The organism is Aliivibrio fischeri (assembly GCA_038993745.2).
GTDB classification, from domain to species: domain Bacteria; phylum Pseudomonadota; class Gammaproteobacteria; order Enterobacterales; family Vibrionaceae; genus Aliivibrio; species Aliivibrio fischeri_B.
Window position 1 is genome coordinate 1,071,332 of record CP160629.1, and the last position, 21,072, is coordinate 1,092,403.

General features: G+C 36.9%; 16 protein-coding genes, 1 other RNA gene and 2 pseudogenes. 11 read left to right on the top strand and 8 right to left on the bottom strand.

From position 1 onward, the window contains the following. Positions 1-3 precede the first annotated feature (3 nt). The 5 genes and pseudogenes from AAFX60_005260 (at position 4) to AAFX60_005280 (ending at position 5,949) form a co-directional block, all read left to right on the top strand. Positions 4-1,802: pseudogene (locus AAFX60_005260) on the top strand (ABC transporter transmembrane domain-containing protein). Then, positions 1,795-3,612, top strand: a complete 1,818-nt coding sequence (locus tag AAFX60_005265) for an ABC transporter ATP-binding protein (protein ID XDF78550.1) — start codon at positions 1,795-1,797, stop codon at positions 3,610-3,612. Before AAFX60_005260 ends, AAFX60_005265 begins: the two are co-directional and overlap by 8 nt. A 24-nt stretch (positions 3,613-3,636) precedes the next feature. Beyond that, complete coding sequence (locus AAFX60_005270) at positions 3,637-5,097, top strand: glutathione synthase (GenBank protein ID XDF78551.1); 1,461 nt, start codon at positions 3,637-3,639, stop codon at positions 5,095-5,097. Positions 5,098-5,226: 129 nt separating this feature from the next. Next, a complete protein-coding gene (locus tag AAFX60_005275; protein ID XDF78552.1) occupies positions 5,227-5,460 on the top strand; it encodes a hypothetical protein in 234 nt (77 codons plus the stop codon). A gap of 66 nt (positions 5,461-5,526) precedes the next feature. Next, positions 5,527-5,949, top strand: a complete 423-nt coding sequence (locus AAFX60_005280; protein XDF78553.1) for a GNAT family N-acetyltransferase — start codon at positions 5,527-5,529, stop codon at positions 5,947-5,949. Positions 5,950-5,966: 17 nt separating this feature from the next. Here the strand turns inward: AAFX60_005280 and AAFX60_005285 are convergent, their stop codons facing one another. The 3 genes from AAFX60_005285 to AAFX60_005295 form a co-directional block, all read right to left on the bottom strand. After that, entirely contained in the window at positions 5,967-7,007 is a 1,041-nt protein-coding gene (locus AAFX60_005285; GenBank protein XDF78554.1) for a zinc-dependent alcohol dehydrogenase family protein, read from the bottom strand. Between the two features lie 71 nt (positions 7,008-7,078). Beyond that, complete coding sequence (locus AAFX60_005290; GenBank protein XDF78555.1) at positions 7,079-7,396, bottom strand: hypothetical protein; 318 nt, start codon at positions 7,394-7,396, stop codon at positions 7,079-7,081. A 63-nt stretch (positions 7,397-7,459) separates the two neighbouring features. Then, on the bottom strand, positions 7,460-8,620 hold the full coding sequence (locus AAFX60_005295) for an MFS transporter (GenBank protein ID XDF78556.1): 1,161 nt from the start codon (positions 8,618-8,620) through the stop codon (positions 7,460-7,462). 239 nt (positions 8,621-8,859) lie between these two features. On the opposite strand from AAFX60_005295, the gene AAFX60_005300 reads away from it, so the two are divergent. Further along, positions 8,860-9,495 (top strand): oxidase, encoded by a 636-nt coding sequence (locus AAFX60_005300; GenBank protein ID XDF78557.1) that lies wholly within the window; start codon positions 8,860-8,862, stop codon positions 9,493-9,495. 51 nt (positions 9,496-9,546) lie between these two features. Here the strand turns inward: AAFX60_005300 and AAFX60_005305 are convergent, their stop codons facing one another. From AAFX60_005305 to AAFX60_005315, 3 genes are all read right to left on the bottom strand, one after another. Next, positions 9,547-10,404 carry a carboxylate/amino acid/amine transporter gene (locus tag AAFX60_005305; protein ID XDF78558.1) on the bottom strand — a complete coding sequence of 286 codons (858 nt, stop codon included), beginning with the start codon at positions 10,402-10,404 and terminating at the stop codon, positions 9,547-9,549. A gap of 120 nt (positions 10,405-10,524) precedes the next feature. Next, complete coding sequence (locus AAFX60_005310) at positions 10,525-10,887, bottom strand: DUF333 domain-containing protein (GenBank protein ID XDF78559.1); 363 nt, start codon at positions 10,885-10,887, stop codon at positions 10,525-10,527. 27 nt (positions 10,888-10,914) lie between these two features. Continuing rightward, positions 10,915-11,304 carry a cystatin domain-containing protein gene (locus AAFX60_005315; protein XDF78560.1) on the bottom strand — a complete coding sequence of 130 codons (390 nt, stop codon included), beginning with the start codon at positions 11,302-11,304 and terminating at the stop codon, positions 10,915-10,917. A 343-nt stretch (positions 11,305-11,647) separates the two neighbouring features. On the opposite strand from AAFX60_005315, the pseudogene AAFX60_005320 reads away from it, so the two are divergent. Beyond that, positions 11,648-13,221 (top strand): annotated as a pseudogene (locus AAFX60_005320) (cache domain-containing protein). Continuing rightward, positions 13,195-14,085, top strand: coding sequence for an EAL domain-containing protein (locus tag AAFX60_005325; GenBank protein ID XDF78889.1), 891 nt, complete (start codon positions 13,195-13,197; stop codon positions 14,083-14,085). Before AAFX60_005320 ends, AAFX60_005325 begins: the two are co-directional and overlap by 27 nt. Positions 14,086-14,168: 83 nt before the next feature. Here AAFX60_005325 and AAFX60_005330 read toward each other — a convergent pair whose 3' ends face one another. After that, a complete protein-coding gene (locus AAFX60_005330; GenBank protein ID XDF78561.1) occupies positions 14,169-17,333 on the bottom strand; it encodes a glycosyl hydrolase family 18 protein in 3,165 nt (1,054 codons plus the stop codon). A gap of 528 nt (positions 17,334-17,861) precedes the next feature. On the opposite strand from AAFX60_005330, the gene AAFX60_005335 reads away from it, so the two are divergent. Both AAFX60_005335 and AAFX60_005340 read left to right on the top strand, forming a co-directional pair. Further along, on the top strand, positions 17,862-19,190 hold the full coding sequence (locus AAFX60_005335; GenBank protein XDF78562.1) for a methyl-accepting chemotaxis protein: 1,329 nt from the start codon (positions 17,862-17,864) through the stop codon (positions 19,188-19,190). Positions 19,191-19,192: 2 nt separating this feature from the next. Continuing rightward, positions 19,193-19,813 carry a methyl-accepting chemotaxis protein gene (locus AAFX60_005340; GenBank protein ID XDF78563.1) on the top strand — a complete coding sequence of 207 codons (621 nt, stop codon included), beginning with the start codon at positions 19,193-19,195 and terminating at the stop codon, positions 19,811-19,813. Positions 19,814-19,950: 137 nt separating this feature from the next. Here AAFX60_005340 and ffs read toward each other — a convergent pair. Next, an RNA gene (gene ffs, locus AAFX60_005345) (signal recognition particle sRNA small type) lies at positions 19,951-20,046 on the bottom strand. 238 nt (positions 20,047-20,284) lie between these two features. Between ffs and AAFX60_005350 the strand changes: the two genes are divergently transcribed. Beyond that, entirely contained in the window at positions 20,285-21,034 is a 750-nt protein-coding gene (locus tag AAFX60_005350) for a DUF481 domain-containing protein (GenBank protein XDF78564.1), read from the top strand. Positions 21,035-21,072: the final 38 nt, after the last annotated feature.

A 21,072-nucleotide genomic window follows, 5' to 3' on the forward strand; every position in this document is an offset into this window, starting at 1 on the left:
TTAATGAATATTTTGTGGAAATTGCGCGGTTACATCAAGATGTTTTCACGCCAGTACATTATCGCCATCATTGCATTGCAAGTGGTGGCTTTATTAAGTTTGGTACCTTCTTGGTTGATTGGCCGCATTGTTGATAGCGTTAGTAATAATGAGCTTACAGTACCATATTTGTTAGTCCACATTGGTGGTATTGTCATTTCAGCGATTGCTATGTATGGCTTACGTTATGTATGGCAAAGTCAGTTATACGGTGCTTCGATTGCTATTGCGAAAGTACTACGTCGAGATTTATTTAGAAAGTTTTCAATGCTGTCACCGTCGTTTTATTCTCGTCGCAGTACGGGCGATTTAATGGCTCATGCAACGAATGATTTGAATGCCGTTGAAGAAGCGACAGGTATGGGGATCATGACTTTAGTTGATTCCTTTATCGCTGGCTTAACTGTAATTTTCGGAATGATTTTTATCGTAAGTGGTGAGCTTACTGCAGTGGCATTATTGCCATTTCCATTTTTGGTTTATATCACTAAGCATTATGGTATTAATTTACATAAAACATTTGGTCGCGCACAAGCCAGTTTTGCTCATTTAAATGAAGAAGCTCGTGAAACTGTTTCGGGGATTCGTGCGGTTCGTTCTCATGGAATTGGGCAACGTCAAGAGCTACGTTTTGGTAAAACACTGGACGAAACTCTGGAAGCTAATTTAGCTGTTGCAAAAGTGGATGCCGCATTCGCACCGACAATTCAACTTATTTACGGCTTATCATTTGTTATTTCATTGGCTTATGGCGCGTGGTTAATTAACCATGATCAGATTTCAGTGGGTTATTTACTACGTTTACGTTATATCTTGGTCAATTGTTAGGACCATTTTTACAATTTGGCTGGCAATTTAATGTTTTCCAACGAGGTAGTACGTCATGGAAACGTTTAGATGCACTTTTTTCAGAAAAAGAAGAAGTGGTTGAAGGTGGTGTTACATTACCTTCCGATGCGAAAGCGTCATTGGATATTAATATAACTTCATTTTCTTATCAAAATACGAACCGACGGGCACTTGAAAGAATAAATATGACGGTTGATGAAGGTGGATTTATAGGTATTACAGGGCCAACTGGTAGCGGCAAAAGTACCTTGCTGCATTTGATTCTAAGACAGTTTGAGTTAGAACATTCATCAAACATAAGTATTGATAGTTATCCAGTGCAATCATTAACTTTTCATTCTTTGCGTAGCAAGATTGCATGGGTTCCGCAAAAGCCGTTCTTATTTTCAGGGACCATTGCTGAAAATATCGCATTAGCTAAACCAGAGGCCACGGAAGCGCAAATCCAATACGTGGCAGAAATGGCAGGAATTAAAAACGAAATTGATGCCATGCCTGACGGGTTTAATACTGAGTTACGAGAAGGTGGTGGAAACCTTTCTGGTGGACAGCGTCAAAGATTAACGCTTGCAAGAGCCTTATTATCTGATGCGGATATTTTGCTGTTAGATGATCCGTTCAGTGCATTAGATATTAAAACTGAAGTGATTATTCGTCGAAATTTAAAAGAAAATTACAACCATAAAACCATGTTGTTAGTAACACAACGTTTACCTAATTTAATCGAAGCTGATCGAATTTTTGTATTAAATGAAGGGCAAATTGAAGAGCAAGGGTCACATCATGACTTACTGGCTAATCAAGGTTGGTATTCGATGGTTTACCAGAGACAAAGTCAACTAAACACCGTTATTGGAGAGATCTCAATTCCTAATGGTACAGAGATGAAGAAACTAGGAGATCATAATGAGTAAAGAACAAGCACAGCAACCAAGTGATATGTTCTTGTTTAAACGATTGGTCGCTTATTCTCTTCCACATAAAATGCGATTTATTGTCGCGTTTATGATGCTATCGGTAGCGATAAGTGCTGAAATGGCGATTCCATGGATGGCGAAGATTATCCTTGATGACGTTATCGTACCACAGCAATTTGAATGGCCACATCTGATAGGGCTTGTTAGCTTAGTAATGGTGTTTTATGTGATATCGGCGTTATTTACGTATTTGCAAGCGGTGTCATTTCGTCACAGTGCTTTGTTGGTGATTAATGATGTGAGAAAACAGCTGTTTAATCATGTGCTGAATTTTCCAATCAGTACCTTTGATAAATTATCCGCTGGTAAGTTGGTTTCTTATATTACAAATGATACTGAATCGATGCGTGATATGTTTGTTTCAACGATACCTACAATCATTCAAGGTAGCTTACGCATCATTGCGATATTTATTGCGATAGCGATCTTGGATTGGCGCTTGATGTTATTGAGCTTAGTTTTGATCCCGATACTACTGACAACAATGCATTTGTATCGAAAAATCTCAATGCCAGTGTTTAATGGGATTAGAGAGCAGGTCAGTAATATTAATGGACGTATTAACGAATCGTTACAAGGAATGTCACTGATTCAGGCGTTTAATCAAGAAAAAGTGTTTAAAGATAAGTTTGAAAAAGAAAACCAACGTTGGTTTGAGTTTAGAACGAAATCAATCGCGATTGATAGCTTAATGCTTATTCCATTAACACGTTTAGTCTCCAATTTAACGGCTGTTGGTATTGTAGCGTGGTTCGCTAATGCATCATTAACGACAGTGGTTGAAATCGGAACGCTATATGCATTTCTAAATTATATAGAACGTTTTTTTGACCCATTCCGACAGCTTTCAATGGAGTTACGTAAATTACAAGTGGCGACTGTTGCATCAAAACGAGTGTTTGAGTTGCTAGATGAAAAATCAGAACAGAATCGTTACCCTCAAGAATTTGCAGAGTTAGTAACACCGCATGATATTGAGTTTAAGAATGTGAATCTAAGTTATGATGAGGAACATTTGGTTTTATCTGATGTGAGTTTTGTAGCTAAAGGTGGGAAGTTTACGGCGATAGTAGGTCATACGGGCAGTGGAAAAAGTTCAGTAATAAATTTGCTTATGCGATTCTACCAACATCAAAAAGGTTCCATCTTAATTGGAGGTCAACCGATTGAATCACTATCAGAAATCCAATTGAGAAAAATGTTTGGTTTAGTATCTCAAGACCCAACTATATTTAGTGGCTCGATAATTGAAAATATTGATTTATCACATTCAACCCCAGATAAAGAAAAGGTAATTGCAGCAGCACAGCAGGTAAAAGCACATCAATTTATTAATCGATTAACTAATGGTTATGAGCATCAACCAGGGCATGGCGGCGCATCACTTTCAGTGGGAGAAAGGCAGCTTTTAGCATTAGCTCGTGCTATTTCGCACCAACCAAGTATTTTCTTATTGGATGAAGCGACTGCAAATATTGATAGTGAAACGGAAGAAGCAGTAAAAGAAGCATTAGAAAATATTCAAGATGGGAGAACAGTAATCATGGTCGCTCATCGATTATCAACGATAAAAAATGCGGATCAAATTTTGGTCATGAATAAAGGAAAAGTGGTTCAAAGTGGCACGCATGACGAGCTTATTATTCAAGATGGTGATTACCGAAGTTTATATTTAGCGCAAAAAGCGCAAGAAGAAAATGAACATCAGAATAGCACACTTGGTTTAGCTGGAATTAACGCAGCTTGAGTTATTGAATTTAGAGTTATAAAAATGAATACAGAAAAAAAACTGTTGGTTTCTCAACAAATCATTGAAGATGCATGTGAATGGGCAATCATGCATGGGGTAGCATTCAGACAAGCAGATAATACGGCAAGACATTGTCCATTTAGTATCGCTCCTATGAGTATCGAGCGTGATGTGTATCAACATTTGCTGAGAGTGACTCCGTTAATCACTAAATTAATCCATAACGTTTCTGAAGATCATGATTTTCTCCAATCATCATTAAGTGATATGGCAAAAGCTGATCCGTTCTTTGGTTTATTAATGTCATTACATCAACAACTGCATGGTGACGCTCATAATAAACTTGTTGCTGAGCGTCAGCCGTTATTATTGATGCGAACTGATTTTATGGATGATCGTCAACACGGTGCAAAAGTCATTGAATTTAATGGTATTGCAGCTGGCATGGGGCCTTTTGGTCAACGAGCGGCAGAACTTCATGCGTTTATGAAACAGCAATGGCCAAATACGTATCACCAATGGATTGAAGATGCATCGGCTGTGCCTGCTGAAAATCAAGGTTTAGAACAACTTGCATATGGTATTGCAGCGGCAGCGAAATCGGTAAATGCGCATTTTGGTAATGAAAGTAAACCGACATTCTTGATGGTTGTACAAAAGAATGAAGATAACGTGTATGACCAACATTTGTTGGAAGTTGAACTCCAAAAGCAAGGTGTTCGAACGGTTCGAAGAACGTTTGAACAATTAAGAACTCAGCTATCTAGTGGTGATAATAAACGTTTATTGCTAGAAAACGTTGGTGCTGTTGATGTGGTTTATTTACGTGCAGGCTATCAGTATGAGGATTATTTCTCAGCAGAGCTTAATGAGCCTATTTGTTGTCATACGTTGAGCCAAACAAGGTTATTTATTGAACAGCATCATGTTGCCGTTAATGCAACGATTAGTCAGCAATTAGCGACCAGTAAATCAATGCAAATGTTGTTAACTATGATGCCAGAAAGTGAATATGCTCGTTGGGGATTGAGTATAGATGAAGCATCATTGGTTAAAAGCGTTTTAGCTGATATGAAACCGATTAATACCGATACTATTCATTGGTTTACCCTTAATGCAAATAAGTCTGAATGGGTATTAAAAAATCAAGGTGAAGGTGGTGGTCATTGCGTTTTTGGTGATGATATTACCCAAAAGCTTAATCAATTACATGTTGCAGAATATGATGCATGGGCGTTAATGCAGCGCTTATATCCTCATGAACGTGATACACCAACGGTTGCGGTTCGAGATGGTGAACAGACTCTTGTAAATGATTTAGTGAGCGAAATAGGGCTGTTTACCGCTTATTACAATGGTAAGCCGGTCACTGAGCTGAATGGTTATGCGGGTTATTTAATTCGTAGTAAGCCTGCCAGTGAAAATGAAGGTGGAATTCATAGCGGAAAAGGCATTTTAGATTCTCTGGTTTTAGTGGATTAACTTTTCCTTAATACAAACTGAACCAAACATTAAAATAGCTCGCAAAAAATACGAGTCTCAATTGTGGACTCACACTCAGTTTATGCATTTAAGTACCTTATGGTCATTGAATAAATGAGGTGTTTTTTAATGGCTGATATTTTTGTTTGGCTCGGTGTTGTCGTGTTTCTCGTTGGCGGTGCTTTGCTAGTCTTAGAGGCTTTTAGCCAGAGTATTGTGTGGGGGATGTTGTGCATCATTTTTAATCCTATTGCGATTGTCTTTTGTAGTATGCATTGGAAAGATGCCAAATACCCTTTTGCCATTCAGAGTATAGGGCTTGTCATCACATTATTAAGTTTATTGTTACAGTCTAATTATTGATTTTCACTTTATTCATACGATGACTTTCGGTACATTGAGTGAATCGTTAATAAAGAGAACGGAAACATGTTTGAAGTAAAAAATGTTGCGTATATAAATAAAGAAAAAGAAGAAATCCGTTCTATTCGAGATTCGGTTTTTATTCAAGAGCAAGAGATCGATCCTGAAATTGAATTTGATGGTTTAGACTCAAGTGCTGTTCATGCGCTTGTGTATTGTGATGGAGAAGCGGTTGGAACAGGCCGTATTTTAAGTGATGGTCATATTGGACGCATTGCGATTTTAAAAGCATATCGCTCTAAAGGTTTAGGCTCTAAAATTGTATTATCACTTATAGAAGAAGCGGTAAGCCAAAACTATGAGCGTGTATATTTAGGCTCTCAAAAACACGCGATTCAGTTTTATGAAAAACTAGGTTTTCGACCTTATGGCGAAGAGTTTATTGAAGCCGATATTCCACACCTGTCGATGGAAAAAATACTTAAGTAATTATTTAAAGGTTTTTATTAAAAAGTGATAAGAACCTTTCCTTTATTAACCGTTCTGTTTTTTTCAATATATTGAATCGCATGATGAATTTCTTTTAAAGAGAAATAACGATCAATTTTTGTATCTGCAATTCCTTGATGAACAAGATTCATTACTTCATTCAATTTGTTTTGAATCAGCGGCTTTTCAGCTGAATGTATCCACTGCCTAAGATGAAAATATGAAAATTGAATGTCAGGGCGTTGAATCCAGAAATCAGCAGGAATTGGTTGCTTAGACAATAAACCATAATTAATAAACTGAGCGTGTTCTTTTACGATGTGGGTGTATAAAAGAGCATCATCTCCACCAATGCAGTCTAATACAGCATCGATTTTATTATTTTTTGTTATATCGAGTAGCTGTTGGTAATCAGCATTATTTGATGTATTGATGATGGTGTGAACTCTGCAGTTTTCAAATTCTTCTATAGTGTTGTCTCGGCGAACTAAAGCAATCGGTGTAATGCCTAAGTGATTTAACATTCGAATAAGCATCAATCCGATTGCCGAGTTGGCAGCATTCACAATAATAGACATATCAGAATGAATATTGAGAGCTTCAGTTAGTATTAACCATGCAGTCATCGGATTTATATATGACGTTGCTGCTTGCTCATCGCTCAAATTTTCTGGAATGGTAAAGCACCACTCCTCTTTTGTGTTTCGGTATTTTTGCCATGCGCCAGCAGTACCAATAGGCAGCACTCTGTCACCAATTGAAAATATAGATGTTGAATCTGAGTATTTTGTTACCTTTCCTATACCTTCAAATCCAGGTACAAATGGTAACGTTATTCGAGAGCGATAGGCTCCTGAAATTGTTATTAGATCTGAGGGATTAATCGTGCTGAGCTTCATTTCTACTTGAAGTTCATTAATTAGTGGTTCTGAAGGGGAGTAATGTTCGAGTTGAACAGACTCTAATGCAGGTCCAAATTGTTGAATGATGGCTCTCATTGAATTTAAGGTATTGGTAAATAATGCTTTATGTGTAGCATAATGAGCGTGTAATACCAAGCTTACCAGTGATACCTATTAAAAAAGCACAACATACTTATGTTGTGCTTTTTAGTATTCAAGACTGTGCTTTAGTAATCGCTATCACTTGGTTCAATGAAGAATTCACCATCAATGGTTTCTGCAATTTCCAGAATTTTAACGATTTCACCATTAATGGTGATGTTAGCTAAACGAACAGGATCTTCATCATAAGGATGGAAAGGAGCCATTTGAACTTCAATACGGTACTCTTCACCATCTTTACCCTGAAACCAGCCTTCACCGAATTCAAGTTCAGTTTCATCACCTTCTTCTTCACAAGTATGGTAAGCAGAAACTAATTGAGCACCTTCAAAATTTAATGTGGTGTTTTCTTCCCACTCAACAACGTATTGTGCGTCTTCCATTTTAATATCTCATAATTATTTAAGTGCGCATTGTAGCGCGCACCGTAATAAGAATCTAAGGAATTATTCGCCGGCAACCATCGGACGGTGTTGACGAATATTAGCGAATATCATGTAAATAGCTGTTGCTAATAAAATAGCAAACAAGTAGCTCATAAGACCTTCGGCAGTATTCATTAATGTATTCGCCATAACAGGGCCACATACCGAACCAATACTGTAGCTAAAAAGCATTACTTGTGTTGCTGATACAATATAAGATTCATCCAGTTGATCACATCCAAGAGAGATCGCAATTGGATAAAGTGCAAACGCAGCCATACCAAGAAGAACTAAAGCGACGGCTAGTACAGCAGCGTGATCACTCAATGCAGTTAAACCAACAGAGAAAACACCTAAAATACAAAATAGAGCCATTAATAGTGTTTTAGCAAAATGCTTCGATAAGTAAGAAACAATCGGTTGTACCGCCATGCCACCAAGAACAATAAGAGCCATCAGACTGCCGATTTGTGCAGTATTAATATTGCGATGTTTCAATTCTAACGGCATTAAACCATATACTGCACCCAGTAGTAGGCCAGACACAACACAGCCCATGATAGAAGCTTTGTTTAGTTTTAGTATTTGTTTAAAGTTCAAAACATTGTGGTGTTGAACTTGAGGTTGTGCCCCTTTACCAAATAATAAACAAGCAATAGCCATCATGATTAAGCCGATGATCATGTAATATGGTAGTAGGCCCTCAATACCGATAAAACCGATACCTAGTTGTCCTAGAGACGAACCACCATAAAGCGCACCCATGTATAAGCCTAAACGTTTTGGTCGACTTTCTGCATCGCCAATTAATAGCCAAGACTCAACAACAACAAATACACCTGCAACTGCGATACCGGCAACGAATCTTGCTACCATCCAAAATAATTCATCAGGAATAGCAGGAAGAGCTATAATTGTTGCTGCAAGCAGGGCTAAGAATAAAACGAATGAGTTTTTATGGCCTAAACGAGCCACAAAAGGTTCGATAACACCGGCACCAACAAGTAGACCTGCATAAAAAGCACTGGCTAACCAACTGGCGTATTTCGCCTCAATCCCATATTGACTTAGCATTAGGGGGATTAAGCTCATTAAATACCCTGATGCAATAGCAAATAAAGAGAGAGCAATCACAGGAATAAGTAGACCAGATTGTGATTGAGTTGATGTTGTTTGTTCCACCGCAGTGCCTCAAAAAAAGTAATAGATAGGAAGTAATTTTCCGCGACTATGAGGCTAAAGAGTAACCAAGTAAAACGAGTAATTTTTCTCGTAAAGATAAATTTTGCTAATGGAAATATAATGAATAAATTAGTGAATGGCTTATCTCACTTATGCAACAAATGTGATCTTGATCTTGTTTCTCAAAAGATAGATTATTGCGCCACATTTATTACAAGAAATAACTAAAGAGGTGTGTTTTGAACACTATTTTACGTCAGATTTTTAATCCTAAAAGAATACTATCTTATTGTTTATTGGCTTTAATCCCTGCTATTGCATTTTATGCATTATCATTGTTTGCTCTTAACAAGGCACTAGGTTTCACTCCTATGGAAGTGTTGAGAGACTTGGCACAACAAACAGAAGTGCACAGCTTCCGTGGCTTTCTTTCAAACATTGGTGTGTGGTTTTGGGTTGGTTCAATTTCAATTGCTTTTTTCAGTGCAATTTTTATTCAAAGTGGTAAGACACAACGTTTACTTTTTCTAATGGGAACGTTAGCATCAATTTTAGCTGTTGATGATTTTTTCTTAATTCATGATCGATACGTAAATCAATATATTTGTTATTTCTTTTATGCTGTCGTTGCACTTGCCATTTTAGCGTTACACTACAAAGATATTATTGAAATTGATGGTTTCTCATTTTTACTGGCTGGTGGGTTGCTAGCAGGTTCTATTGGCACTGATGTGATTCAAGGTTATTTACCTTTTGGTTACGAAATTACTCAAATTTTTGAGGAAGGCTGTAAATTTGCTGGTGCGGTATCTTGGTTCTACTTTACTTGTGTTGTCGCATCATTTGGAGTGGCAAGAGTTAAGCACCAAGCTTGATAAGGATTGAGCAGTATTGTAAACATGAATACTGCTCTTTTTTAATACAGATTAAGATTGATGATGTCTTTTTTCTAATTTCTGATTAACAAGAAGCGCCAATAAAATTAAAGCACCGCCAATGCTCAGTCTTAGAATATCTGCATCTCGATTCCATATTAATAGATTAACTAAAATACCCGCAGGAATAAGTAGATTATTCATTACGGCTAAAACACCAACATTCACCAGTGTTGCACCTTTATTCCACATAAAATACCCCATGCCTGATGCTATCACGCCAAGATAAATTAATACTCCCCACTGAATGGATGTTGTTGGTAGCTTTTCGCTATTTCCGAATAATAAATAGCAAGTACTGGCAACAATAAATGCACCTATAAAGAAGAAACCAAAAACCGTCTTTTGTTCAATTTCTTGATCTTTCATTAAACGTTTATAGCAAACTTGCCCAGTCGCAAAACAAAGGTTTGCCCCTTGAACGAGTCCAAATCCTAATAAAAATCCTGCATCAATTCCATTATATCGAATGGCAATTGCACCTAGTGTTGCTATTACGGCACTGATCATAAAGTGCGAATGAAATTTACCTTCAAATGCGTCATTTAATAAAGTGATATAAATAGGAGTCATTACAGTAAAAAGCAAAACTTCAGGAACAGTAAGATATAAGAAGGATTGGTAGTAGAAAACGTACATTAATCCTAATTGAATCGCACCAATAGCCATTAATTTAAGCGCTGTATTCAATGAGATATTTTTTGGGCGTAGGAAAGGAAGAAAAACTAAGGTAGCTAAACCAATACGCATTAACACAGAAAACCAAGCATCAACTTGGCCAGCTAAATATACGCCGATAAGGCTAAATGAAAAAGCCCATAGTAGAGTAATTGAAAGTAAATATGACATATCTCATCTCGTAATAAAAACAATGTACGCATTCTAAATGAGATTTACTATCAGTAAAGGAAAAAGACAAATAAAAAAGGCTGAAGAGTCAGCCTTTATTATTTTTAGATATGGTTCGTGTTATTTCTGGCTGCTACGAAAGAAATCCCAAGCATTAACTTTCTCACCCGTCTTTAACACGCATGTGCTGTCATTTAAGTTGTATGTGCCTTCTTGCTCAACACAATATGTTGCGGCAGGATTTGGTTTGCCAACAGGCTTAGTCATGGATTGTTTATGGTTACGGTAGTATTCCCAAGCGTTAACTACATCGCCATTGCCAAGTGTACAGTTACCTGTATCTAAGTCATAAGTTCCGCGCTCTGCACAAAATGTTGCTGCTGGATTGGTTGCATTTGCTTTAGTTGGTTTTGGAGTTTCAGATGAACTGCATGCAGCTAATGTTAATAGCATCGAAATGGTAATTACTGTTTTTTTAAGCATTAGAGTGTCCTTTGAATTATGGTGTTGTTATTGGCAATCTTGAGTCATGCTGCCTTGCTGAGCAGGTTGAGTCATTTGATATTGACCTTTAAGGCTGCGATACACACGAGTATTCCAGACTTGGCCATCATCAAGCTCAAAATCAATCGCGTAATTAATGCCATTCACTACCTGAGTTTTTACATCTAATATTTGTTTAAGTTTAGCAGATGTATTCATCATACTTAAAACGTGCTCAACCGCTTCTTTTGCTTCTGGTGTTACAGTAGATGTGACCCAACCACCGGCCATATTATTATCTACATTACAAATTGGATTGATATTATCTGAGGAAATCGCTGGTGTTTTTTCTGATTGCGTTGAACACCCTGCGATAAATAATGCTGAGGTTATTGCAATTATTATTGATTTATTCATGGTGACTCCATGTATGGTAAGAATTTTTTCTTAAGTTTAATCTAATCCTTAAAAGGAGGAATTCCAAATTATTCGTATTTTTTTAATAAGTAATCTCATTTTCAATGCAGTTTTTTATCTCAAGTGAGATATCTAAAGCATTTATTCATTATTTATCTGCTCAATGAATGAACAATTATTTTATGGCAGGCTTCACATCTTTTTGTGTTTCTGGTTAAAGATATAGAGAAGGTTCTATTATTTTGTAATAAACATTATTAGCATTGGTCGGTTGTTTCTAAATTGTAAATGGTTATTTATGCTGCATAAGTCTGATAAAAGGCTGTTGACTTTTATTTCGTTAATGCCGATTGTTTTAATTGGTATTTTTACTTTGGTTTTAAACGCGATTGTAATTCATGAGAATCAAACCAAAGTCGGCTCATTAATAGAATCATTATATTCGGATGCGCTTACGCAAGAAAAAGGTCGTGTAAAGCAACAAGTTGACAGTATTTATGAACAAATTATTTATGAAGATAATTTGGCAGAACAAACGCTAAGAAAATCAATTCAACATCATATAGACGATGCCTACGGTATTATTAATTTTATATATCAACAAAATGAAGAAAAAACCAAACCTGAAATAATAAAGTTAATATCAGATGCTCTTCGTCAAACTCGTTTTAATGATGGTCGAGGTTACTTTTTTATTTATGATATGAATGGCACGAATTTAATGCATCCTATTTTTCCTGAATATGAAGGAAAGAATCTGATTAATTTTACGGATATTCACGGTAAAAGAGTCGTAGAAGACCATGTGAAAATGATGAGAGAAAAGGGGGAAGGTTTTAGTCAGTGGTGGTATCCAAAGCCAGATAATAAAGATGAAGCATTTGAGAAGATAGGGTATGCAAAATATTTTGAACCATTAGATATTTATATAGGGACAGGTGAATACGTTGTTGATGTTGAAGAAGATATACAACAAATATTACTTGCATGGATATCTGAGGTTCGATATGGCGAAGACGGCTATATATTTGTTTTTGATCATTCAGGTAATATCTTATCTCATCAGGATAAAAGTTTAATAAATACGAATATTTATAATAAAACGGATATTAATCCTCGTGAATTTATGAATACATTAAATTCAAAGTTTGGTGATAATAATAGTCGTTTTTCTAAGTATTTAAATCGACTTGATGCATTTAAAAGTGGTTCTGATTCACAACTAAGTTATATAAAAAAATACGATAAATGGGATTGGGTGATTAGTGGTGGGGTTTATACCGATACAAATAAGCGTCTTTTAGAGAAAAAAGAAAAATTATTAATTCAGCAAAATCAAGATGAGTTAAAGAAAATACTATTACTAACACTAACCTTGGCGTTGATTCTTACCTTATTATCATTGAGTGTTAGTAAATATGTTGCGATGCGTTTTAATAAATTTCAGGATCGAATTTGTAATGATTTTAAGGTGTTAGAGAAAACAAAAAATAAAATGCAATACATGGCTCTACATGATGGATTAACGCAATTACCCAATAGGGTCATGCTAGAGTCAAGAATTGAAGAAGAAATTGTTAAAGCTCAGCAATCCGGAAAGATGATAGCTTTGATGTTTGTTGATTTAGATGACTTTAAAAAGTAAATGATCATTATGGGCATGATGTTGGTGATAAGCTATTAACGTTGATTAGCTCTAGATTTAGTCACTTTATTGAAAAAGACGAAATGGTTGCACGTTTTGGTGGAGATGAATTTGTTTTTTGTTTTTCTAATTTAACGTCTCAACAAGATGCGGAGTTATGGGTTGAGAAGATTCAATCCGTTTTTGAAGATGTTTTCTCTATAAACGGTAAGGAGATTACAACTGGATGTAGTATTGGGGTAGCAATGTACCCTAAGGATGCAACTTGTTCTTCAGAACTTATTTCTAAAGCTGATATTGTGCTTTATAAATCAAAAGATGTTCATAAAGGTGCATCACTTTTCTTTGATAAAAGCATTGATGAGCAAGTGAGCTATGAATTTAGTTTAGAAGAAGAGCTAAAAAATGCGTTAGATAAGCGTGAGGTTACTTTAGTATATCAACCTCAAATTGATACTAAAACAGGTGAGATTTATGGTGTAGAGGTGCTTTCTCGATGGTGCAATAACAAATTAGGTTCTGTTTCTCCCGTTAAATTTATTGCTGTAGCTGAAGAAATAGGGATGATAGATCAGCTTGGCGATTTTGTTTTGCAGCAAGCATGTGAAGATATTCAAGAAGTGATGCCCAATGGTACGAATGCCATTATGCTTTCAGTTAATATTTCACCTAAGCAGTTAATTAAAAAGGGATTTGTATCTCGTATTATGAAGATTGTTTCGAGAACAGGTATTGATGTGTCACGGATCACCTTCGAAATAACAGAAAATATTCTAATCAGTGATTTAAAAAGTGTATCGCCCATTTTGTTGGAACTACAGAAACTTGGGTTTGGTATTTCATTAGATGATTTTGGTACAGGTTATTCATCATTAAGCTATCTTAATATTTTACCGATTACAGAAATTAAGATTGATCGTTCTTTTGTCAGCAGTTTATTTACCAATGATCAAAGTGAATCTTTGATTAAAGCGATTATTGCTATCGGAGCTTCATGTCAAATGACGGTAGTTGCAGAAGGGGTTGAGACTAAAGAACAATTAGATAAATTAAAAGAGTATCAATGTGATTTGGTTCAAGGGTATTACTTAGATAAACCACTTTCAATTAGTGAATTAAAAGAAAAATATGCATAAAAGTTTTTTGTTTAGAATATTAAAAAAGAAAGAGCAGTGATGGTATATCACTGCTCTTTTTATTAGGTATCGTTAATCATTAATTATAAGTTACACACTTTAGTCCAACTGCCGTCACTACCTGGCTCTGCTGCTGTCCACCAATTTGCTTGGTAAATAACGTTATTGTGAACCACTTGATCTCCAGTGTTTGCGTGGCTAGGGTTACCTGCCCAATCTTTTTGTGGAAGATCTGGATAAGTAACAAGTCCTGTAGCATCACAGCCCACATCAGGTGTACCGCCATTACCACCACCATTGTTACCACCAGAGTTTAAATCCGCTAGAGGTAAATCTGGTTGCTCAAACTTGAAGGCATAATCAACGTTGTTGATATTGACTGTATAGTTTGCAGGGCCAGAAATTGGTAGATAGTAAACCATATCCAATTCATACACGCCGCCTGCTGGTAGTGCTTTCCATGCTGGAAGAGTGAAAGCAACACGGTGCATTGTTCCATCTAAACCACCAATATTATTTGGACGAGTATGACCAGAAGCAATGACTTGTAAACCGCCACCAGATTGATCTTTCGCATTATCAGGAGCTGATACTGGAATATCGAATTGGAATTCAGTTCCTCCAGGAATATCTTGACCGGTGTTGTTTGTGAAGGTCACTTTTGGATTAATTGGGTAGTTTTGATCACCCACTTTAAAGCCACCTACGTTTACAGCAATATCAACCGTTTCTGTTGGAATAGCTCCTGTAGCTACGGTGTTGCCATATGGTGTTGCTGATTTAAATTTCTCATAAATCGCTTTAGTCATGGTGTTACCCATATGGTATTCACCATTACCTGTTTGACAAGCCGCTTCAGTTGCATCTACAGAAGTACGATTACCATTTGCATCCAGTACGTAACAGCTGTAATCCCCAGCCAGTTCCCAGAACATGATGCCACCAATCTCTTGGTCGATAACGTAGTCCGCTTTTACATTGATAGAGTCTTTATCTTCTGTTGATAAGAATACTTTTTTCTCGGCGTTCCATAACCATGGCGCAACAGCAACACTGTCATAGTGGCGAGTATAAGTGCCTACTAATTGATCTGCTGGGTCATTTGCTGGATCTAAACCATAGATATTTGCGTAAGAGCCAAAGATACCTTCTTGTAGGTTTTTAGCATGCCACATAGGGTTAGAACCTGCGCCCATTTCTTGGCCATATGAGTTCTTATCATGCCACATGTTATCGATACCTAGAGCACCGTAACCACAATTGTTTTTCTCACCTTCACCAGTACCTGGTTCACATTTAGCTTGATCTGGAAGCGGAGCTCGACCCCATAAGCCATTTTCACCGCCAGTTACGCCTTGCCAGCCACGAGTATAATAAGGGACACCAATATTGATACGACCTGCCGGCATTGAACCGCGGAAGTAATGGTAAGCCCAATCGGTATTTAGATAGCCGATACCACCGTAAGCTTCAGTGCCATAAACATTCCATTGGGCTAGTTCAGAATCTTTACCTGTATCATATAGAGCGGCATTGTGACCAACATGGTCGTTCCATGCGCCGTGTAAGTCATATGACATGATATTTACATAATCTAAGTACTGCGTAACATCAAATGTTTCCATGCCACGTAATAAATAGCCAGATGATGGAGCTGCGATAGTTAGCATGTAGTGAATATCATCTTGTGCAGATGCAACATCAAGTTTTTCACGTAATGTTTTCATCAGTACTTGATACGATGCCCACAGGTATTGGCGACGAGGTTCCATGAATTCTTTATCATCAGGGTTACCGGCACCAGCCATTGACGTAGGGTATTCATAATCGATGTCTAAGCCATCAAATTTGTACTTACGCATCATTTCAACGGCTGATACTGCAAATTTTTCGATAGCTGCGTGGTTGATGCTGCCATCTGCATTGGTTGTCATGGTATAAAAACCACCATCTGCAACACGGTTACCATCAGCACCGAAGTGACCACCAGTTTCAGCCCAGCCACCAATAGAGATTAATGTTTTAACTCCATGTTTTGCTTTAGCTGTCGCTAGTGCACCAAAATGGCCTTTAAATCCAAGTGCAGGATCAATTTCAACGCCTGCCCACTCTTTACCAGTTGCAGCATTATTTGGATCGGTAACATCACCGACATTCACTTTTCCATCTGAACCAATGCTTACGAAAGCGTAGTTAATATGGGTTAGCTGCTCCCAAGGGATATCTTTTACTAAGTAACTATTTTGTTCGTCGCCGCCATCACGCCAACTTGTAAAGTAACCGATTACACGACGAGGGTGATCAGCCCCCATTTTCTCACGGCCTTCTTTATCATAGATAGTACAGTAAGGCACTGTTACACCTTCTGTTTGATATAAACCATCAGGACGACAGTTATCTGCAACTGGCAATGAACTTGTAACCGTTAAATTAGCGGAAGCTGAATTTGCGGTTGCGCCTAAATTGTCTGTCGCTTTAGCATAGACAGAAAGAGAACCTACAGCCGTTGTAGTGTATTGAAGGGTATAAGGTGCTGTTGCAGCTGTGCCAACAAGAGTGTTATCGACATAAAAATCAACTTTATCTACTGTGCCATCTGAGTCTGCGGCATCTGCTGTTAGTGTAACGACAGAACCAAGTTCAACATTTGTTGCAGATAAGCTTAATGTTGCTGTTGGTGCGATATTGTCAGTAGGAGTATTTGTCACATTAATTGCAACAGAGCTTACTGTACTTTGTGCACCTTTATCATCATAAGATTGCGCACTAATTGTATGATTGCCTTCAAGAGCTGTCCATGTAGTAGAGTATGGCGAGGCTGTTACTGAGCTAATTACGACACCATCAACAGAGAAGTCGACGCGAACTATATTGCCATCGCTATCAGCCGCTGATGCTGTTAACGTGACAAGGTCACCTGTAGTGAGTTGTTCCGTTGCACTAGGAGATGTTAGGTCTACCGTTGGCGCTTCATTTGGTACTTCTCCTGAACATACTCCGAGATCTTGCCATGCACCCCATTCACCAGCGGTCGCGGGGTCATTATTTTGAGTCCAATATTTGGCTTTATAGGCATTAGTACCTTGTTTTACTTCTTCTCCACCATTGTACACCTTCCCAGCATCCCAAGCCTCCAGTAGTGAGCAATCAACGGCCGCTTGAGCATTAAATGCCATTAAACAAGAAAGGGTTAGGGTTGAGATAGTAAATTTATAATTATGTTTTTTTCTTAAATTTGAATGTTCCATTTCATATCCTTAAAGGTAATTCAAAAATCATCAATTACTTTTTAATTGATGTGAAATAAGATTAGGATATAAAAAAAATTCTGCTAAGAATGATTTATAAATTACAAAGCGACTCGCAATAAAACTAATGTAAGTAAACAAGGTTACATTTGTTTTTGTATCAAGGTTACTTGTTTACCATGTACCTATCTGGTTAACATTACTTATTGTTAGTAATAATCATTATTTTTCATTTATTTATTAAATTTTACATGCGGCTTTAAGCTGTTGAATCTAATGGTTTTTCTTTGTGTTTTTATGTTTAATCTGATTTAAGGTATACGCTTTAGCTATAATAATTTAGATAATTTTCATTATTTAAATTAATTATCGTTTTATTTAAAGAGCCTATTTTTTTACTTTTTAACCCACGGTATAACACCTAAAAAAGCGCGATAACGTTAATTAGTTAAGGGAAGCGTTTTAGTTATTAGTATTCATTCTTCATGGTTGAGTTTATGAATGAACTTGCTTTTATAAGGTATATAAATGGGTTTGCTCCTTCAATATTATCGTAATTCTTTACAGCTACGTTATCAGCTAATGGTTCCATTTATTGGAACCTTCATAATATTCTTTTGTAGTGCTACATTTTTGCATACAAACCTTATTCGCACAGAAAATAATATTATGTCTTCAATGGTGAGTAATTCTATTTCTGAGGATTACATTGAACTGGATAATTTGTTTTCGAGATTAAGAACGGCTGCAATTCGCAGTGAGATGTTTGATCCAGTACGAGGACAAAATGAATATAACCAAGCTTATCCTAAGATCTTAGAAGATAAAGATAAAGTGATTAGTCGTTTAAGAAACATGGGAGAGTTAACTCGTCAGGATCTAAATGATTTAGAAAGAATTTCTCAATCTTTTGATGAATTTCATTCTATTTCAAAAAAGATGATTGATGAAAAAGTAGATGGACATAATATATTTTTAAATGTCTTACCGTGGTTAGCTCCATATTTGGAAAATTTAGACGAAAATCATCATCCATCAAATGCGGATGAATGGCCTATTATTCGTAATAAGCTATCGGTTATCTCTGAAGGGATTGGATATAAATCTTCAGGAGTGTTCTATTTGCGTCTACAAGAAGATGGTGATGAGCTTCATGCATTGCTAGACCAAATGGAAGAATTGATTGAACCAATGTATAAGGGCCCAGCTCTAAAGAAATTACAGACTGAATTTCTTGATGTATGGCGCAAAGAGCTAACAACGTTAGAAAGTATTACGTCGCGTTGGGTTGGATACCAAGCTAAGCGTGCTGAAATTAGAAGTGTTGCTCGAGAACTAATTGATAATTCAGTTGCAAGCAGTAAAAAGTACTTAGAAAAGAACTTTAATAATACAATAGAAAATGCCGAAAATAGTATTGTTGTCAACATTGTTGGTTTATTAATTGGTGCTGTATTGGCTTCTATTCTAGTTACTATTTTAACCCGTATCATTATTACTCAATTAAATTCAGTACAAAGTGTTATTCGTGGTTTAGCTGAACGTAATTTGATCTTTCATACCAATTTAAAAGGTGAGAATGAAGTTTCTCAGCTTGGCGAGAATACCGATATAACGATTAATACGCTAAGAGGAACAATTAAAGACCTAAACTCACATGGTCAAGAATTGGCATCTGCATCATTACAATTACGTTCAGTTATGGAATTAAGTGCAGAAAACAGTAGTGTTCAAAATGATCAAGTGAGCATGATTGCTGCAGCAATTACAGAACTATCGGCATCAGCAAATCAAGTTGAAGCATCAGCGAAAGCGGCGGAAACAAGAATGGGGGTGTACAAGAGTTATGTCGCTTAGAGATGCGTTCTTCACGTGAAAATGGTGATCGCGCTAGTGCTTTGCAAGAGCAATTAAATGATACGTCTTTAGTGGTTGAGCATCTAAATAAAGAATGTGAGCAAATTGGTAATGTTATTGCCGTGATTCAGAATATTTCTGAGCAAACTAACTTACTTGCACTTAATGCTGCAATTGAAGCAGCTCGAGCTGGTGAAATGGGGCGTGGTTTTGCTGTCGTTGCTGATGAAGTTCGAGTACTAGCAACAAGAACACAAGACTCAACGGAAACCATTCAACGAATTATTGAACAACTGCAAAGTAAATCGACAGATGCTCAGCAAAATATGCAACGTTGTTTATCTATGATTGATGAAACTGCAGCATCAGTATTAAAGTCACGCGATCAATTGTCGTCAATGAATGAAGCGATGGATGAGTTATCACAATCGAATGCTGAAGTAGCAACGGCGGTTTCTGAACAGTCACGTACTATGGTTGAAATTAGCGAGAATATTACAACAATTAGAGACATTACGAACCAAAATGTCGCAGGCATTGAAGAAGCAACAGTGACAAGTACACACCTATCAGAGCTAGCTGAAAAACAACAGCAACAATTGGCTACTTTTAGGGTTGATTAAAGTACTTAAAACATCATAAAACTAAGTGGGTGGGAAATAATTATTTCTTGCCCATTTTTTTATTAAGAACAAAAAATGAAGTAAGGCTAAAGGAAATCGTAGAGAAGTATTGGAATTTGCAAACGCTAGATGGGTGGAAGCCCCAGCCACATCCCGGCACACACGTCGCCCGCTGCGGCTGCTCCCTTCCGGCCTGACCGAGTTCACGAGTTAGTGTTGCGGGAGGACCAGGGCCTCCATAGATTCTGTTGTTCCTAGGAACGAGAGGATTATTCAACATGCACGGTGAGATTGCAAGTAGAAATAAATAAAAACAAACTAAGTGATTAATAAATAAACGCTTAGAGTATGTTTAGGAATCATTGAAAAAAAGACACAGTCTCGATTTTGAGATCTAACAGTACTTTAGCCGATAAATGGAATTCTCTTGGTTATAATTACAGCACTTTAATTATTGTATAGAGGAAATTCATGTCACAGTTAACCGCAACTGCATTATTTATCTCATCATTAAGCTTGTTGAGTTTTTCATCTTTAGCAGTAGAACCATCAGCTGATGATGGGGCGTTTAGTGGAGATGCAAAGATCGGTTTTATCTATACCAAAACAGACGAAACCTCAATGTCGGTTAATTCAGGAGCGACTCTAAAGTATGAAGAAGCACTGTGGCACCATAAAGCGGCCTTCTCAACTTACTACACAAAAGGTAATGAGAGTGACGATGGTACAAACAAAAATAAAACAGTTTATGATGTAAAATATGACATGACAGATTCATTGTTTGTATTTGGTAATGCTAAGTATGAACATGACCAATTTGCGACTTATCGTGAACAAGTGTTATTAGTTAGTGGTTTTGGTGCAACGTTAATTGATTCATCAAACTCAAAATTAGATGTAGGGGCTGGTCCGGGTTATCGTTATTCTAAACGACAAGCTTTTGATGAAGATTTACCAAACAATTCGGAAGATGAAGTCATCGCAAACTTGTTTATTGAAGGGGACAGCAAAATCACTGATGGTTTAGAGCTTGGTGGTGGTGTTCGTATGGATTATGGTGAATCAAATACAACAACAACGACTCATGTTTATTTAAAAAATAAATTAATGGAAAGCTTGTCTTTGTTGATTGATGCTGAGTATATATACAATAGTGTTGTGGCGACAGGTAAAGAACACGATGAAATATATAGTACAATCAGCCTAAATTATGATTTCTAGATAATTGTTAATTATATTTAAGCTGAATGGTTATAGGT

Excerpts from the sequence above, each read along its gene's own strand:
- AAFX60_005350 (XDF78564.1), top strand. The coding sequence starts at position 20,285 with ATGTCACAGTTAACCGCAACTGCATTATTTATCTCATCATTAAGCTTG.
- AAFX60_005335 (XDF78562.1), top strand. The coding sequence starts at position 17,862 with ATGGGTTTGCTCCTTCAATATTATCGTAATTCTTTACAGCTACGTTAT.
- AAFX60_005280 (XDF78553.1), top strand. The coding sequence starts at position 5,527 with ATGTTTGAAGTAAAAAATGTTGCGTATATAAATAAAGAAAAAGAAGAA.
- AAFX60_005330 (XDF78561.1), bottom strand. The coding sequence starts at position 17,333 with ATGGAACATTCAAATTTAAGAAAAAAACATAATTATAAATTTACTATC.
- AAFX60_005325 (XDF78889.1), top strand. The coding sequence starts at position 13,195 with ATGTACCCTAAGGATGCAACTTGTTCTTCAGAACTTATTTCTAAAGCT.
- AAFX60_005310 (XDF78559.1), bottom strand. The coding sequence starts at position 10,887 with ATGCTTAAAAAAACAGTAATTACCATTTCGATGCTATTAACATTAGCT.
- AAFX60_005265 (XDF78550.1), top strand. The coding sequence starts at position 1,795 with ATGAGTAAAGAACAAGCACAGCAACCAAGTGATATGTTCTTGTTTAAA.
- AAFX60_005340 (XDF78563.1), top strand. The coding sequence starts at position 19,193 with ATGCGTTCTTCACGTGAAAATGGTGATCGCGCTAGTGCTTTGCAAGAG.
- AAFX60_005270 (XDF78551.1), top strand. The coding sequence starts at position 3,637 with ATGAATACAGAAAAAAAACTGTTGGTTTCTCAACAAATCATTGAAGAT.
- AAFX60_005315 (XDF78560.1), bottom strand. The coding sequence starts at position 11,304 with ATGAATAAATCAATAATAATTGCAATAACCTCAGCATTATTTATCGCA.
- AAFX60_005275 (XDF78552.1), top strand. The coding sequence starts at position 5,227 with ATGGCTGATATTTTTGTTTGGCTCGGTGTTGTCGTGTTTCTCGTTGGC.
- AAFX60_005305 (XDF78558.1), bottom strand. The coding sequence starts at position 10,404 with ATGTCATATTTACTTTCAATTACTCTACTATGGGCTTTTTCATTTAGC.
- AAFX60_005290 (XDF78555.1), bottom strand. The coding sequence starts at position 7,396 with ATGGAAGACGCACAATACGTTGTTGAGTGGGAAGAAAACACCACATTA.